This is a genomic window from Allobosea sp. UNC402CLCol, from assembly GCF_000745475.1.
Lineage (GTDB): Bacteria > Pseudomonadota > Alphaproteobacteria > Rhizobiales > Beijerinckiaceae > Allobosea > Allobosea spartocytisi.
In genome coordinates this window covers 945,914-959,764 of sequence record NZ_JQJJ01000009.1, presented here as the reverse complement: position 1 = coordinate 959,764, position 13,851 = coordinate 945,914, and the positions used below count along the sequence as shown (strand labels likewise).

Genomic DNA, 13,851 nt, shown 5'->3' with positions numbered 1-13,851 from the left:
CGCGAAGAACACTTCTGGGCGGAGCTCCAGGCGGCCTCCGGCACGACCCTGCTGTTCATCTCCCGCGATCTCGGCGTCATCCATCACCTCACCGACCGCGTGCTGGTGACGAAGGACGGACGCGTCGTGGAGACCGGCGCGGTCGAGACGGTCTTCGCCGCTCCGGCACACAGCTACACCCGCGCTCTGCTCGATGCCGTGCCCGCCCTGCCCTGAGCAGCGCTGGCTACCGCGTCGGATCGCCACCCTCCATCGATCAACGATCAGGATAAGGACGCTGAGATGTCGCCACCCACCCGCCGCCGCCTCAAGACCCTGATGGGCGCCTCCAACGTCATCGCGGCATCGAACGATGCCGATCCGGCCACCGGGGCGAAGCGCGCCGCCGCATTCGCCCGCAGAGCCGAAGCCGAGAAGATCACCGGCCTCTTCACCGCCGACCTGCTGCAGATCGATCCGGCCGGCCTCGCCGGCACCGCTGGGGTCCAGGATCCGTTGATCGCGCTCGCCGCACTGAGCCAGGTCACCTCGCATATCGGCCTCGTGGCGACGGTCTCGACGACGTTCCACCACCCCTACAATCTGGCGCGCCTGATTGGCACGCTGGACCATGCCAGCGGCGGCCGCGCCGCCTGGAACGCGGTCACCTCCTCGGTCGGCGAGGAGAATTTCGGCTTGGACCTGCTCAGCCCCGAGGAGCGCTATGCCCGCGCCGCCGAATTCATCGAGGTCGTGAACGCTCTGTATGATGCGAACGAGAGCGATGCGGTGACGCGCAAGGCTTCCGGCGGGCTTGCTCTCGACCCAGCCAAGTTCCATCGCGTCGATTATCGCGGCCGGCACTTCACCGTTCAGGGGCCGCTCAACGTGCCGCCGCTGCCGCAGGGCCGTCCCGTGCAATTCCAGGCCGGCCAGTCTGAAGCCGGCATCAATGTGGGCGCCCGCTATGCCGAGGTTGTCTACACGTCGCAGCCGAAGCTGGAGGGCGCGCTCGCCTTCGTGACCGAGCTGCGGCGGCGCGCCAAAGGCTTCGGGCGCGGCGACAACCTGCCCTTCGTGATGAACTCGTTCCATTCGGTGATCGGGGAATCCGATGCGGACGTCGCCCGGCGCCTGAAGGAGAAGCATGAGCGCATCGATTACGAGCTCGGGCGCCTCAAGCTCGCCGACATGCTGGGCGGCGACATCGATCTCTCGGGCCTGCCGCTCGACAAGCCCCTGCCCGACAGCCTGCTGCCCGAGGTCACCAGCACCAACCGGCGCCGAGGGCGCGTCGAGATCTTCAGCCGCTACGCGAAGCAGGGCCTGACGCTCCGCGAATTGATCATCGAGGCGCAGGAGACGGGGCACTGGTCCGTCGCAGGCACGCCGGAACAATTGGTCGATGCGATCGAGGAGCGCTTCCGTGCCGGGGTGCTGGACGTCCTCACCCTCCACGGGCTCGGCAATCCCGACCAGGAGGACCTTCTCCTGAACGGCCTCCTGCCGGAGCTGCGCCGGCGCGGGCTCATCGACACCGACTATGTCGGAGACGATTTCCGCTCGAACCTGGAGCTGCCCGCCCTGACGCCGGCTGTCTCATTGGCCCGCAGCGCCTGAGTTCTTCGACGGAGCGGCTCCCCAGCCGCTCCGTCACCCCGGTGCCGAGATTGCTTTTCTCTGCACGCGGCCCCGAAGAGAACGTTCATATTGAAATTATGATAAAACTTGATAGGAAAACTATACATTCAACGCATGGGTGAATCCGGTGCTGACCAACAAGGGCAAATACGGCCTCAAGGCGATCGTGCATCTTGCCCGGCTCGAAGCTGGCGAGACCGCGCAGGTCGCGGACGTGGCGCAGCGGAACAACATTCCGAAGAAATTCCTCGACGCCATCCTGCTCGATCTGCGCAATGCCGGCATGTTGCGCAGCAAGAAGGGGCCGGGCGGCGGCTATGCCCTGGCCAAACCGGCGCGATCTATCAAAGTGGGTGCCGTGATCCGGGCCCTGGAAGGCCCGATCGCACCGATCGCTTGCGCCAGCCGCTCCGCTTTTCGAGCCTGCGAGGATTGCGGCGACATCGACACCTGTCCGGTGCGCTCGGTGATGAGCGACGTGCGCGATGCCATCGCGGGGATCGTCGACACCACGACGGTGGCAGATCTGGTCCAGCGCTCGATCGCGCAGGCGTCGCTTCATGCGGATTACGCAATCTAATTATCTACTAATTATATAGACAATAAAACTGCCGCCGCCTAAAACGCGGCGGCGGCGTCCGGAGCCGCATGAGGATGCGGTCACGAATGAATCAACAGTCTTCCCTCGCCGTGCGCGACATTCACGCTGACGCGTTCAAGGCGGTGATGAGAAACGTCGCGGGTGCCGTGAGCGTCATCACCGCGACCCATGCACAGCGCAGAGCGGGACTGACTGCGACCTCGCTGACGGCGCTTTCCGCGGATCCGCCGACCGTCATCGTCTGCGTCAACCGCAATGCCTCGGCCTGGCCGACGATCGAGGCTGCGGGCCACTTCGCGATCAACGTCCTCGCCGCCCGGCACCAGAGCATCGCGGATCGCTTCGCCGGTCGCGGCGGCTTCAAGGGCGAAGCACGCTTCGATGAAGGTGACTGGGCGCGCCTGGCGACCGGTGCACCGACGCTCGACGGCGCCCTTGCCGTGCTCGATTGCGAGACCGAGGAGGCGATCGAGCGTCACTCGCACACGATCCTGATCGGCCGCATCAAGGCGATCCGGCACGCGCAGGACGAAGGCGCCCTGCTCTACTGGCGCGGCGTCTACGGCAAGCTGGACGAGAGCCTGCAATACGGCGCCGGCATCTAGATCAGCCGCTTCTGCAAGCGCGCGACATTCGAACCGGGCGAGATAACCCTCCTTGAAGCGGGGAGATGGCAGGCAACCGTCCTCTAAACCGGTCCAAATTCGCCAATCCGTTTCATTGACCGAACGCATCGACCGGGTCGATGATCGACGCAGCACGAGGGAGCTGCGCCATGTCCGTCCTCATCGTTCCCGGCCTCCACGATTCCGAGCCCGCACATTGGCAGAGCCGATGGGCCGCCGAGATCGAACAGGCCGAACGCGTCCAGCAGAAGAACTGGCACCAGCCGGACCTCGAATCCTGGATCGAGGCGCTCCATCGGCATGTGCTGCGACGCCCCGGTGCGGTTCTGGTCGGGCATAGCCTCGGCGCCACGCTCATCGCGCATCTGGCGGCCCGCTTTCCCGAACTGCCGATCGGCGGCGCCCTGCTGGTGGCGCCGGCCGATCCCGAGCTGAGAATTTCGAAAGTTCACGGCATCGCCTCGTTCGGTCCGTTGCCGGACGTGCCCTTCCAGTTCCCTGCGATCGTGGTCGCCAGCCGCATCGACCCGTACATGGCAATCGAGCGCGCGCGGATCATCGCCAACATGTGGGACGCCGCCTTCGTCGACCTCGGCGATGCCGGGCACATCAATGTCGCCAGCGGCCATGGCAGCTGGGCCGAAGGGCTGCGTCTGCTCGACCAGCTCCTCTGGCGGCGGAGCGCCGGGCGAGAGCATCAGGCCGTCCGGCCAAGCGCCCTATCCCGGTTGCATTGAAGTCGCTTGTTCATGTCCGCGTCGGACCGGGTTCTGCCGCAGGCTGCGACCTTCTCCCGAAGGCCGGTTTCGAAGACGGTCCTTCTTCCAACGGCACCCGGTCGATGCGGAATATCGTTTTCTGGGCGCCGGGCATGGCACGCGGCCCTGCCCTTCCCTAGCTGAGCAAGACCCTCCCCAGACTTGCCAGCAGGTCCTCCCATGCCATCGCCCCGACAGCTCCATCTCGGCGCCGTCATGCGCCCGGTCAGCATCCATACCGGCGCCTGGCGCTATCCCGGCGCCTATCCGGACGCCAATTTCAACTTCGCTCATCTCAAGCGGTTCGCGCGGAAGCTGGAAGCGGGGAAATTCGACGCCTTCTTCATGGCCGACCACCTGGCCGTACTGAACATGCCGGTCGAGGCCCTGAAGCGCAGCCATACCGTCACGTCGTTCGAGCCGTTCACGCTTCTGTCGGCCCTGGCCGGCGCGACCGAGCGCATCGGCCTCGTCGCCACCGCCTCGACCACCTTCGACGCGCCCTATCATATCGCCCGGCGCTTCGCCTCGCTCGACCATATCAGCGGCGGGCGCGCCGGCTGGAACATCGTCACCACCTCGAACCCCGACGCCGCCCTCAATTTCGGCCTGACCGAGCACAAGGAGCATGGCGAGCGTTACGACCGGGCACGCGAATTCTACGATGTCGTCACCGGCCTGTGGGATTCCTTCGCCGACGACGCCTTCACCCGCGATCGCGAAAGCGGGCTCTATTTCGACCCCGACAAGATGCATGTGCTCGACCACAAGGGCGAGCATCTCTCGGTGCGCGGTCCGCTCAACATCGCCCGGCCCGTGCAGGGCTGGCCGGTCATCGTTCAGGCGGGAGCATCGGAGGCCGGTCGCCAGCTCGCAGCCGAGACGGCGGAAGCCGTCTTCGCCGCGCACCGCACGCTTGCCGAGGGCCAGGCCTTCTATGCCGACCTCAAGGGGCGGATGGCGAGGTTCGGCCGCGACCCCGATCACCTCAAGATCCTTCCCGGCGTGCTCGTCGTCGTCGGGGACAGCGTCGAGGAAGCCCGCGAGAAGCGCGCCCTGCTCGATTCCTTCGTCCATTACGACAGCGCCATCGCCTCGCTGTCGATCGCGCTGGGCCATGATGCCTCGGGCTTCGATCCGGACGGGCCGCTGCCCGACATCCCCGACACCAATGCCAGCAAGAGCGGGCGCGAGCGCACCATCGCGCTGGCGCGCGACGAGAACCTGACCGTGCGCCAGCTCGCCCAGCGGCTCGGCGGCTATGGCGGGCTCGCCTTCGTCGGTACGCCCGCGACCATCGCAGACGCCATGGAGCAGTGGCTCGTCGAACGCGGCAGCGACGGCTTCAACGTGATGTTCCCGTACCTGCCGGAAGGGCTCGACGATTTCGTCGACAAGGTCGTGCCGGAACTGCAGCGGCGCGGGCTGTTCCGGACGGACTATGCCGGTACCACGCTGCGCGACCATCTCGGCCTGCCGCGCCCGGCCAATCGCTTCTTCCCTGGGTCTTAAGAGTTCGAAGCTGGCGCCTTCCTGGCGGCGACGCGGCCGGGCCCCAGCGCCGTTCCCAGCACACTGCCAGACCGTGAAGGGCGAATTATCCCTTCAGGCTGGCAGCGAAAGCGAATCCTTGCTCCCAGGCGCATGTATTTGAAAATACATTCGATTGACTGAGGGCATGTAGAAAACAATGATTACTCACATCGTCATGGTTGAAATCATGGCGATCGCGGGATTTGTTGGAGCAGCTTGCACCGCGTCACCAATGCTAAAAGCACCACGCGCATTGCCGTGGGCTCCTTTGCTTGAGGAAGGCCCATGATCATCCCGTTCAACATCGTCACTCACGCCCTGCTGCGCCTGTCGGCATTCCTGCACTGGACACGCACCGGCGAGACCCGCCGCCGCAGCAACAAGTAGCCGGTCGTCGCACAGCGCGACCGAACACCGATTTTCCGACGCCCAAGGAGCTTCAGGTTGCGGCCATCGCTGGCCCGCGCCGCCGCTCTCATTGATCCGAAGGCATGACCATGAGCCCGTCCGATTTCCACACACCTCACCGTGGGTGGCTGCCGCACCATCGCGGCTCTGCCCCAGCTCGCGGACGTCATCTGCGGGCGGCCGTGACAGCCATCGCCCTTCTGGCGGCCGGCTACTCCGCCTCCGCCGCCGACAACCAGGCGGCCGGGAAGCCCGTAGCCGGAGGAACACTGACCTTCGGCCTCGCGAGCGACACCGCGATCATCGACCCGTCGATCACCGGCAGCTCCATCACGGCGCTGATCACCCGCAACCTCGTCGATTCCCTCGTCGGCCAGGCGGAGGACAACAGGTTCACGCCATGGCTCGCCGAACGCTGGGAGGTGAATGCCGACAACACGGTCTACACCTTCCATCTGCGCCGCGGCGTGACCTTCAGCGACGGCACGCCGCTCGACGCCGCCGCGGTCAAGTTCAACTTCGACCGGATTCTCGATCCCAAGACGACGTCGAGCTATTCCAAGTCCCTGCTCGGTCCGGTCGCGGAGATCGCGGCGCCAGACGCCGCGACGGTGGTGATCTCCTACAAGCAATCCTTCGCGCCGCTGCTGCAGGGCCTGAGCCTGCCCTACCTCGGCATCCAGTCGCCGACCTATCTGCGCGATGCGAAGAGCACGACCAACACGGTCGTTGGCTCCGGCCCCTTCGTGCTCGAAAGCTTCACCAAAGGCAGCGGCAGCAGGCTGACCAAGCGCGCAGACTACAACTGGGGCCCGGGCTATGCCGCACATCAAGGCCCGGCCCATCTCGACGCCATCGTGTTCCGCTATCTGCCGGAATCCTCGGTTCGGCTCGGCGCGCTGAGCAGCGGACAGGTGCAGGCAATCGACGAGGTGCCGCCGGCCAATTTCCGCTCCGTCCAGGCCGATAATCGCCTCCAGGTGGTGACGCGCGAAAACCCCGGCGTGAACCGCTCGCTGTTCCTGAACACGAGCAAGGGCCCCTTCGCCGACGCCCGCGTTCGTCAGGCTTTCCAGAGCGCGATCGATGCGCCCGGCGCCGTCAAGGCTGCCTTCTTCGGCAGCCTCAAGGCGGCCGACAACATCCTCGGCCCCTCCACGCTGTATTACGACCCGACAATCGCGAAATCTTGGGGCTTCGATCCGCAGAAAGCCGCGAAACTGCTCGATGACGCCGGCTGGACCGTCAGGGACGGCGATGGCATCCGCTCGAAAGGCGGCGAACGCTTGAGCGTCCGCTTCGTCTACGACGCCGCGGCATGGGGCGCGTCGGACCTGACTGTGGCCCAGGCGGTCCAGTTCTCGGTCAAGAAGGCGGGTTTCGATCTGCAGCTCGACCCCGTCGATGCCGGGGGCTACACCGCCCGGACGGCCGCGAACGACTACGACCTCATCTCGCTCTACTATGTCCGCGCTGAGCCGGACATCCTGCGGACCGTCTTCCATTCGGCCTATATCCCGCCGAACGGCGCCAATAATGCGCGGGTGAAGAGCCTCGACGAGATCCTGACCAAGGCGATCGGCGCCTCTGGCGACGAGCGGCAGCGCCTCTACAGCCAGGCGCAGGCCGAGATCATCGGCCAGGCCTATGCCGTGCCGCTCTATGTCGTCGCCTATCAGCTCGGCGCCTCGAAGAAGCTGCAAGGCATCAGCTGGGCGACGAACGCGAAGCCGAATCTCTACGATGCCTGGCTGGCTCGCTAGCGTCTTACCCGCGGGGCTGCGGCGCCTCGGGGTGATCGTGGCTGTGCTCTGGGGCGCGGCCACGATCACCTTCGTTGCGGTCAAGGCGATTCCGGGCGATCCCGTCGCGGTGCTCACCGGGGGCGAGAACATCGTCGACGCCGCCGAGCGCGAGGCTCTCGTCCGGCAGTTCGGTCTCGACCAGCCTTTGCCCGTGCAATATCTGCGCTATATCGGCCAGGCCCTGCTCGGCGATTTCGGCGACAGCTATCAATACCGGCAACCTGTCATCGAGGTCATCGGCGAGGCGGCCGGGCCGACGCTCCAGCTCGCCGGCACGGCGATGGCGCTGGCTCTCGGGTTCGCCTTCGTCAACGCGCTCGCCACGGCCGGGCGGCGCAAGGGTTTGCGGACCGTCCTCGCCGGGCTGGAGCTCGCCGTGCTGAGCACCCCGGTCTACTGGGTCGGGCTCCTGCTGCTGACGGTCTTCAGCTTCTATCTCGGCTGGTTCCCGATCATCGGTGGCGAGGGCCTCCCCGCGCTCGTGCTGCCCGCCACTGCTTTGAGCCTCCCGCTCGCGGCCTTGCTGGGGCAGGTCCTGCGTGACGGGCTCGAAGAGGCGCTGCTTCAGCCCTTCGCCCTGACGGTACGGACGCGCGGCGTCAGCGAGACGCAGCTGCGCCTGCGCCACGCCCTGCGCCATGCCGCGCTCGCGGTCTCGACATTGACCGGCACGCTCTTCGCCGGCGTCCTGGCCGGATCGATCCTCACGGAAACCGTGTTCGGAAGAGCCGGCATCGGCCAGATCACCCTGCAGGCGATCAAGACCCGCGACATGCCCTTGCTGCTCGGGCTGGTGATGCTGTCGGCGCTGGTCTCGGTGAGCATCAACCTCCTCGTCGATGCGCTCTATTTGCTGATCGATCCGCGGCTGCGGAGGGCGCCGCGATGAGCCAGGCCCTCGACGTCATCGCACGCGTCCGCAACGGCAACCGGGCCGGGAATCCATGGCGCGCGCCTGGGCTCATCATCCCGCTCGCCTTCGTCCTGCTCCTCCTGGCCGCGGCCGCGATGCCGCAATGGTTCACGGCGCTGGCGCCCGATGCGGTCGATACCGATGCGATCTTGCTGCCGCCCGGCCCAGGCCACTGGTTCGGAGCCGACCAGCTCGGCCGCGACGTCTTCACGCGCGTCATCTACGGAACCTCGCAATCCCTGGGCATCGGCATCGGCGCCACGCTGATCGGCTGCGCCGGCGGCGTGCTGCTCGGCACAGCCGCCGGACTGGCTCCGCCGGTCCTGCAGCGCCTGCTCGTGCGACTGATCGACATCCTGCTGGCGTTCCCCGAAATCCTGCTCGCCCTGTTGATCATCGCCGTGCTCGGCCGGGGGCCGACGAACACGCTGCTTGCTGTCGGGCTTTCCAGCATCGCGGGCTATGCCCGGCTGGTGCGCTCGCAGGTGCTCCGCGTCTGGCAATCCGGCTATGTCGAGCATGCCGTGTCGCTCGGCGAGTCCACGCCAGCAATCATCGCCCGCCATGTCGTGCCGAATGCCGTCCGGCCGCTCGTCGTCCTGGCCACGATCGGCGTCGGCAATGCCGTGCTGTCGGCCTCTGCCCTGAGCTTCATCGGACTTGGCGTCGTGCCTCCCGCCGCGGAATGGGGAGCCCTTCTGGCCGATGGGCGCAACTTCCTGGATACCGCGCCCTGGATCAGCTTCCTGCCGGCGACCGTCGTTGCGATCTCGGTCATCGCCATCACCATCCTCGGGCGGCGTCTGCAGCTTCTGCTCTCACAGGGAGGCGAGCCATGAACGTCCAGCTCGTGGGGCGGCATGACGTGGTCTCGGCTGCGCCGGCCGCCCGCCCCGCCATCCTCGAGGTCGAGGATCTGCACATCGCCTTCCCGAGCCGGCTCGGACCACGGGAGGTCGTGCGCGGCATCTCCTTCACCATCGGCGCCGGCGAAATCCTCGCCATCGTCGGCGAATCCGGCTCTGGAAAGTCGGTGACCGCCCGCGCGCTCGTCGGGCTGGCGGGGTCTGGCGCAGAGCTGCGCGCGCGGTCGTTGCGCCTGTCGGGCCACGATGGCGAGGCCCGCTCGCTGACCGAGCTCTCGGAGCGGCAATGGTCGAAGATCCGGGGGCGAGAGATCGGCTTCGTGCTGCAGGACGCTCTCGTCTCGCTCGATCCCCTGCGCAGGATCGGCCGGGAAGTCGGCGAGCCGCTCCTGACCCACGGACTGGTTCCGCGCGCGGAGATCGGCAAGGAGGTCGAAACTCTGCTCGCCCGCGTCGGCATTCCCGATCCGGTGGTCCGGGCCGCACAATACCCCCACGAACTGTCGGGCGGGCTGCGGCAACGGGCGCTCATCGCCTCGGCGCTGGCCGCACGCCCTCGCCTGCTCATCGCCGACGAGCCGACCACGGCGCTCGATGTCACCGTCCAGCAGCAGATCCTCAGCGTCTTCCAGGCGCTGGCGAAGGCTGGGCACGGCATCCTGCTGATCACGCATGACCTGGCCGTCGCAGCCCAGCTCGCCGACCGGATCGCCGTCATGCAGAACGGCGAGTTGGTCGAAACAGGCCCGGCGCGGGAGGTCCTGCGGAAACCGCGCCATGCCTATACGCAGCGCCTGCTGTCGGCCGTGCCGAGCGCGGCGACGCGGGGACGCTGGCTGTCCACATCCGGCGCGCGGCCGGTCAAGGCGGAGCCCGAGCGCAGCCAGCCGATCCTCGCGCTGCGCGACATCGCGGTACGCTTCACCAGACCGGATCGCAGCGTGACCCATGCCGCGAACGGCGTCTCGCTCCACGTCTATCCCGGCGAGACGCTCGGCATCGTCGGGGAATCCGGCTCCGGCAAGACCACGATCGGCAAGGTCGCGCTTGCGCTGCGCCCCCCCGACGCAGGCGAGGTGCTTTTCCGTGGCCAGGCTTGGAGCCAGCTCTCCGAACGCCAGCGCCGGCCACTGCGCCGGCATGTCCAGACGATCGTTCAGGACCCGCTGAATTCCTTCGATCCGCGCTATGCCGTGGAGCGGATCATCGAGCAGCCGCTGCTCCTGCACACCGATCTCGGCAAAGCCGCACGGTCAGCGCGCGTGCGGGAGCTGATCCAGCTCGTCAATCTGCCTTCGGATGTGCTCGACCGGCGGCCGACCGCGCTGTCAGGAGGTCAGCGGCAGCGCGTCTCGATCGCCCAGGCGCTCGCCAGCGAGCCCGATCTGCTGATCTGCGACGAGCCCGTCTCCGCGCTCGATGTCACCACGCAGGCGCAGGTGCTCGATCTGCTGATCGCGCTCCAGAACCGGCTTGGGCTGGCGATGCTTTTCATCTCCCACGACCTCGGCGTGATCCGCCACATGAGCGACCGGATCGCCGTGATGAAGGATGGCGTGATCGTCGAAACAGGCGCGGCTGAGGAGGTGTTCGATGCTCCGAAACACGACTATACGCGCCGCCTGCTCGAAGCGGTGCCGAGGCTTTAGCGACCTGGCCTGCTGCCCCCGGCAGCCGCGTGCTGCTACCACCGCAGACAGATGAAATTCCAATCTCAAAGATTTATGATCCGAATTGAACTATAAAACCAGAATATCTATCCTCATACTTCGAACTATTCGAAATATCGTTTGATTGACCTCAATATACCGACGCCACAGACTCACGCGCTCGATGTAACCCCTATCCCGAAGGTGTCGCGATGATGAATTCTCCAGTCCGATGGACGCGCAGGCAAGCAGCGGCTGCGCTTGGCGGGCTTGCGATCTCGATGGCGACCCTGGGGAACGCGCATGCGGCCGAAGGCCAATTGCGCATCGCCAAGCAGTTCGGCGTCGTCTATCTGCTGCTCGACGTCGCCGCCGAGCAGAAGCTGATCGAGAAGCACGGCAAGGCGGCCGGCGTCGATATCAAGGTCGAATTCGTTCAGCTTTCCGGCGGTGCCGCGGTGAACGATGCCCTGCTGTCGGGCAGCATCGAGATCGCCGGGGCCGGCGTCGGCCCGTTGTTCACGCTCTGGGATCGCACCAAGGGCAAGCAGAACGTCAAAGGCGTCGCGTCGCTCGGCAACTTTCCCTATTATCTCGTCACGAACAATCCGAACGTGAAGACGATCGCGGATTTCACGGAGAAGGACCGCATCGCTCTGCCGGCAGTCGGCGTGTCCGTGCAGTCGCGCATCCTGCAATGGGCCTCGGCCAAGCTGTGGGGCGACACCGAATTCGCGAAGCTGGACAAGATCAGCGTCGCGCTGCCGCATCCGGAAGCCGCCGCCGCGATCATCAAGGGCGGCACCGAGATCACCGGGCATTTCGGCAACCCGCCCTTCCAGGAGCAGGAACTGGCCGAGAACCCGAAGGCCCGCATCGTGCTCAATTCCTACGACGTGCAGGGCGGGCCAGCTTCATCGACGGTGCTCTACGCCACCGAGAAGTTCTACGCGGACGCGCCGAAGACCTACCGCGCCTTCCTCGACGCGCTGGACGAGGCCGCGAAATTCGTCACCGCCCATCCCGAGCAGGCGGCCGACATCTATCTCAAGGCCAATGGCGGCAAGGGCGACCGAAAGCTGGTGCTCGACATCATCAAGAGCCCGCAGGTGACCTTCAAGGTCGAACCGCAGAATACGCTCGGGCTCGGCCAGTTCCTGCAGCGCGTCGGCGCGATCAAGAACCAGCCGAAGGCGCTCTCCGATTATTTCTTCGCCGATCCACGGATCGCGGCGGGCAGCTGACGTTCGATGATTGTCGCTGCGCAGAATGAGCGGCAGCGCGCTGTGTCGCAGCGTTCGGCCGTCGACGCCGTGTCGCGGGCCTCATCCACGCTCGCCGCACCGCTGCCGCCTCCCCTGCTCCGTGTCGCGGATGTCAGCCTCGAATACCGCAGCGACGACAGGATCGTTCGTGCGACCCATCAGGTCGGCTTCGATGTCTACGAGGCCGATCGCTTCGTGCTGCTCGGGCCCTCCGGCTGCGGCAAGTCCACCTTGCTCAAGGCGATCGCCGGCTTCATCGCACCCGTCGAGGGCGATATTTCCCTCGCCGGCGCGCCGATCCGCGGCCCGGGCCCCGACCGCATCGTCGTCTTCCAGGAGTTCGATCAACTCCCTCCCTGGAAGACGGTGTTGCAGAACGTCGCCTTCCCGCTGATCGCCTCGCGCAGCCTGTCGCGCCGGGAAGCGACGGAGCGGGCGCGTCACTATGTCAAGAAGGTCGGCCTCGCGAAGTTCGCGAGCAGCTATCCGCACGAATTGTCGGGAGGCATGAAGCAGCGGGTCGCCATCGCGCGGGCCCTCGCAATGCAGCCGCGGATCCTGCTGATGGACGAACCCTTCGCCGCACTCGACGCCCTGACGCGGCGCAAGATGCAGGAGGAGCTGCTCGGGCTCTGGGAGGAGGCGCGCTTCACCCTGCTCTTCGTCACGCATTCGATCGAGGAAGCGCTGATCCTCGGCAATCGCATCGCCGTACTCTCGCCCCATCCCGGCCGGCTGCGGGCCGAGTTCAACAGCCATGAATTCGATCTCGGCAGCATCGGCAGCGCGTCTTTCCAGCAAGCGGTCCGGCGGCTCCATGCCCGGCTCTTCGAAGGCGAGCCGACAACGGGCGCAGACGCCCACAGTGCCTCTCAGTCATGAAGCTCGCCGCTCCACCGATCCGGCCGGAATTCGACCGGCCGCTGCCGCCCTTCGTCGCCATCGCGGTCGAGCGTCCACGCCCGCTGCTCGAGCGGCTCGTACGGCAAGGCTGGCTACGAAAGCTCCTGATCCTGCTCGTGCTGGCGGGGCTCTGGGAGGCGGCAGCGCGCTGGCAGGATAACGATCTGCTGCTGCCGAGCTTCACCGCCACGCTGCGAGCCCTTTTGGAGGGGCTGGCCAGTGGCGAACTCATCGAGCGGGCGAGGCTGTCTCTGATCGTGCTGGCCCAGGGCTATGCGGCTGGCGTCGTGCTCGCCTTCGTGCTGACGACGCTCGCGGTCTCGACCCAGCTCGGCCGCGACCTGCTCTCGACCCTGACGGCGATGTTCAACCCGCTGCCGGCGATCGCCCTGCTGCCGCTCGCGCTCCTCTGGTTCGGGCTGGGTGCGGGCAGCCTGGTGTTCGTGCTGATCCATTCGGTGCTGTGGCCGCTCGCGCTCAACACCTTCGCCGGCTTCCAGGGCGTATCGGAGGCGCTGCGCATGGCCGGGCGCAACTACGGCCTGACCGGGTTGCGCTACGTCTTCGGCATTCTCGTCCCCGCCGCGCTGCCGGCGATCCTGTCGGGCCTCAAGATCGGTTGGGCCTTCGCCTGGCGCACCCTGATCGCCGCGGAGCTCGTCTTCGGTGCCTCCTCCGGCCGCGGCGGTCTGGGCTGGTACATCTTCCAGAACCGCAACGAGCTCTACACCGACAAGGTCTTCGCCGGCCTGCTGCTGGTCATCCTGATCGGGCTCGTCGTCGAGAACCTGATCTTCGCCGCGATCGAGCGCGTCACCATCAGGCGCTGGGGCATGGCGCGCTGATGGTTTTCTCGTTCCGGATGGCCTGTGTCCTTTTCGACGGAGCCGCCACCGTTCCGCAC

At 66.5% G+C, this 13,851-nt stretch carries 12 protein-coding genes and 1 pseudogene; all 13 read left to right on the top strand.

Annotated features, from left to right (window positions below; translation table 11 throughout):
• Window positions 1-18: 18 nt before the first annotated feature.
• Window positions 19-216: pseudogene (locus GY40_RS28555) on the top strand (ABC transporter ATP-binding protein); the annotation flags it as partial.
• A gap of 66 nt (window positions 217-282) precedes the next feature.
• Window positions 283-1,599, top strand: coding sequence for an NtaA/DmoA family FMN-dependent monooxygenase (locus GY40_RS11790; RefSeq protein WP_038362067.1), 1,317 nt, complete (start codon window positions 283-285; stop codon window positions 1,597-1,599).
• Window positions 1,600-1,747: 148 nt separating this feature from the next.
• Window positions 1,748-2,200, top strand: coding sequence for an RrF2 family transcriptional regulator (locus tag GY40_RS11785; protein WP_051987884.1), 453 nt, complete (start codon window positions 1,748-1,750; stop codon window positions 2,198-2,200).
• A gap of 86 nt (window positions 2,201-2,286) precedes the next feature.
• Window positions 2,287-2,826, top strand: a complete 540-nt coding sequence (locus tag GY40_RS11780) for a flavin reductase family protein (RefSeq protein ID WP_038362064.1) — start codon at window positions 2,287-2,289, stop codon at window positions 2,824-2,826.
• A gap of 170 nt (window positions 2,827-2,996) precedes the next feature.
• Complete coding sequence (locus GY40_RS11775; protein ID WP_051987796.1) at window positions 2,997-3,584, top strand: RBBP9/YdeN family alpha/beta hydrolase; 588 nt, start codon at window positions 2,997-2,999, stop codon at window positions 3,582-3,584.
• A 201-nt stretch (window positions 3,585-3,785) separates the two neighbouring features.
• Window positions 3,786-5,117 (top strand): LLM class flavin-dependent oxidoreductase, encoded by a 1,332-nt coding sequence (locus GY40_RS11770; RefSeq protein WP_038362061.1) that lies wholly within the window; start codon window positions 3,786-3,788, stop codon window positions 5,115-5,117.
• A gap of 611 nt (window positions 5,118-5,728) precedes the next feature.
• A complete protein-coding gene (locus GY40_RS11765) occupies window positions 5,729-7,309 on the top strand; it encodes an ABC transporter substrate-binding protein (protein WP_248311142.1) in 1,581 nt (526 codons plus the stop codon).
• Window positions 7,290-8,240, top strand: coding sequence for an ABC transporter permease (locus GY40_RS11760; RefSeq protein ID WP_038362059.1), 951 nt, complete (start codon window positions 7,290-7,292; stop codon window positions 8,238-8,240). The genes GY40_RS11765 and GY40_RS11760 overlap by 20 nt, the downstream gene beginning before the upstream one ends.
• Complete coding sequence (locus tag GY40_RS11755; protein ID WP_051987794.1) at window positions 8,237-9,103, top strand: ABC transporter permease; 867 nt, start codon at window positions 8,237-8,239, stop codon at window positions 9,101-9,103. The genes GY40_RS11760 and GY40_RS11755 overlap by 4 nt, the downstream gene beginning before the upstream one ends.
• The gene (locus tag GY40_RS11750; protein WP_051987792.1) at window positions 9,100-10,779 is read left to right on the top strand and encodes a dipeptide ABC transporter ATP-binding protein; all 1,680 of its coding nucleotides are present in this window, start codon (window positions 9,100-9,102) and stop codon (window positions 10,777-10,779) included. The genes GY40_RS11755 and GY40_RS11750 overlap by 4 nt, the downstream gene beginning before the upstream one ends.
• A 281-nt stretch (window positions 10,780-11,060) precedes the next feature.
• A complete protein-coding gene (locus tag GY40_RS11745) occupies window positions 11,061-12,023 on the top strand; it encodes an ABC transporter substrate-binding protein (protein ID WP_248311141.1) in 963 nt (320 codons plus the stop codon).
• A 69-nt stretch (window positions 12,024-12,092) separates the two neighbouring features.
• A complete protein-coding gene (locus GY40_RS11740; protein WP_038362609.1) occupies window positions 12,093-12,926 on the top strand; it encodes an ABC transporter ATP-binding protein in 834 nt (277 codons plus the stop codon).
• Window positions 12,923-13,792: an ABC transporter permease gene (locus GY40_RS11735; protein ID WP_038362057.1), complete on the top strand. Its 870-nt coding sequence runs from the start codon at window positions 12,923-12,925 to the stop codon at window positions 13,790-13,792. The genes GY40_RS11740 and GY40_RS11735 overlap by 4 nt, the downstream gene beginning before the upstream one ends.
• Window positions 13,793-13,851: the final 59 nt, after the last annotated feature.

What these genes read in the sequence shown, in the direction of transcription:
- GY40_RS11790 (WP_038362067.1), top strand. Translation starts at nt 283, where the DNA reads ATGTCGCCACCCACCCGCCGCCGCCTCAAGACCCTGATGGGCGCCTCC.
- GY40_RS11780 (WP_038362064.1), top strand. Translation starts at nt 2,287, where the DNA reads ATGAATCAACAGTCTTCCCTCGCCGTGCGCGACATTCACGCTGACGCG.
- GY40_RS11775 (WP_051987796.1), top strand. Translation starts at nt 2,997, where the DNA reads ATGTCCGTCCTCATCGTTCCCGGCCTCCACGATTCCGAGCCCGCACAT.
- GY40_RS11770 (WP_038362061.1), top strand. Translation starts at nt 3,786, where the DNA reads ATGCCATCGCCCCGACAGCTCCATCTCGGCGCCGTCATGCGCCCGGTC.
- GY40_RS11760 (WP_038362059.1), top strand. Translation starts at nt 7,290, where the DNA reads ATGCCTGGCTGGCTCGCTAGCGTCTTACCCGCGGGGCTGCGGCGCCTC.
- GY40_RS11755 (WP_051987794.1), top strand. Translation starts at nt 8,237, where the DNA reads ATGAGCCAGGCCCTCGACGTCATCGCACGCGTCCGCAACGGCAACCGG.
- GY40_RS11750 (WP_051987792.1), top strand. Translation starts at nt 9,100, where the DNA reads ATGAACGTCCAGCTCGTGGGGCGGCATGACGTGGTCTCGGCTGCGCCG.
- GY40_RS11745 (WP_248311141.1), top strand. Translation starts at nt 11,061, where the DNA reads ATGGCGACCCTGGGGAACGCGCATGCGGCCGAAGGCCAATTGCGCATC.
- GY40_RS11735 (WP_038362057.1), top strand. Translation starts at nt 12,923, where the DNA reads ATGAAGCTCGCCGCTCCACCGATCCGGCCGGAATTCGACCGGCCGCTG.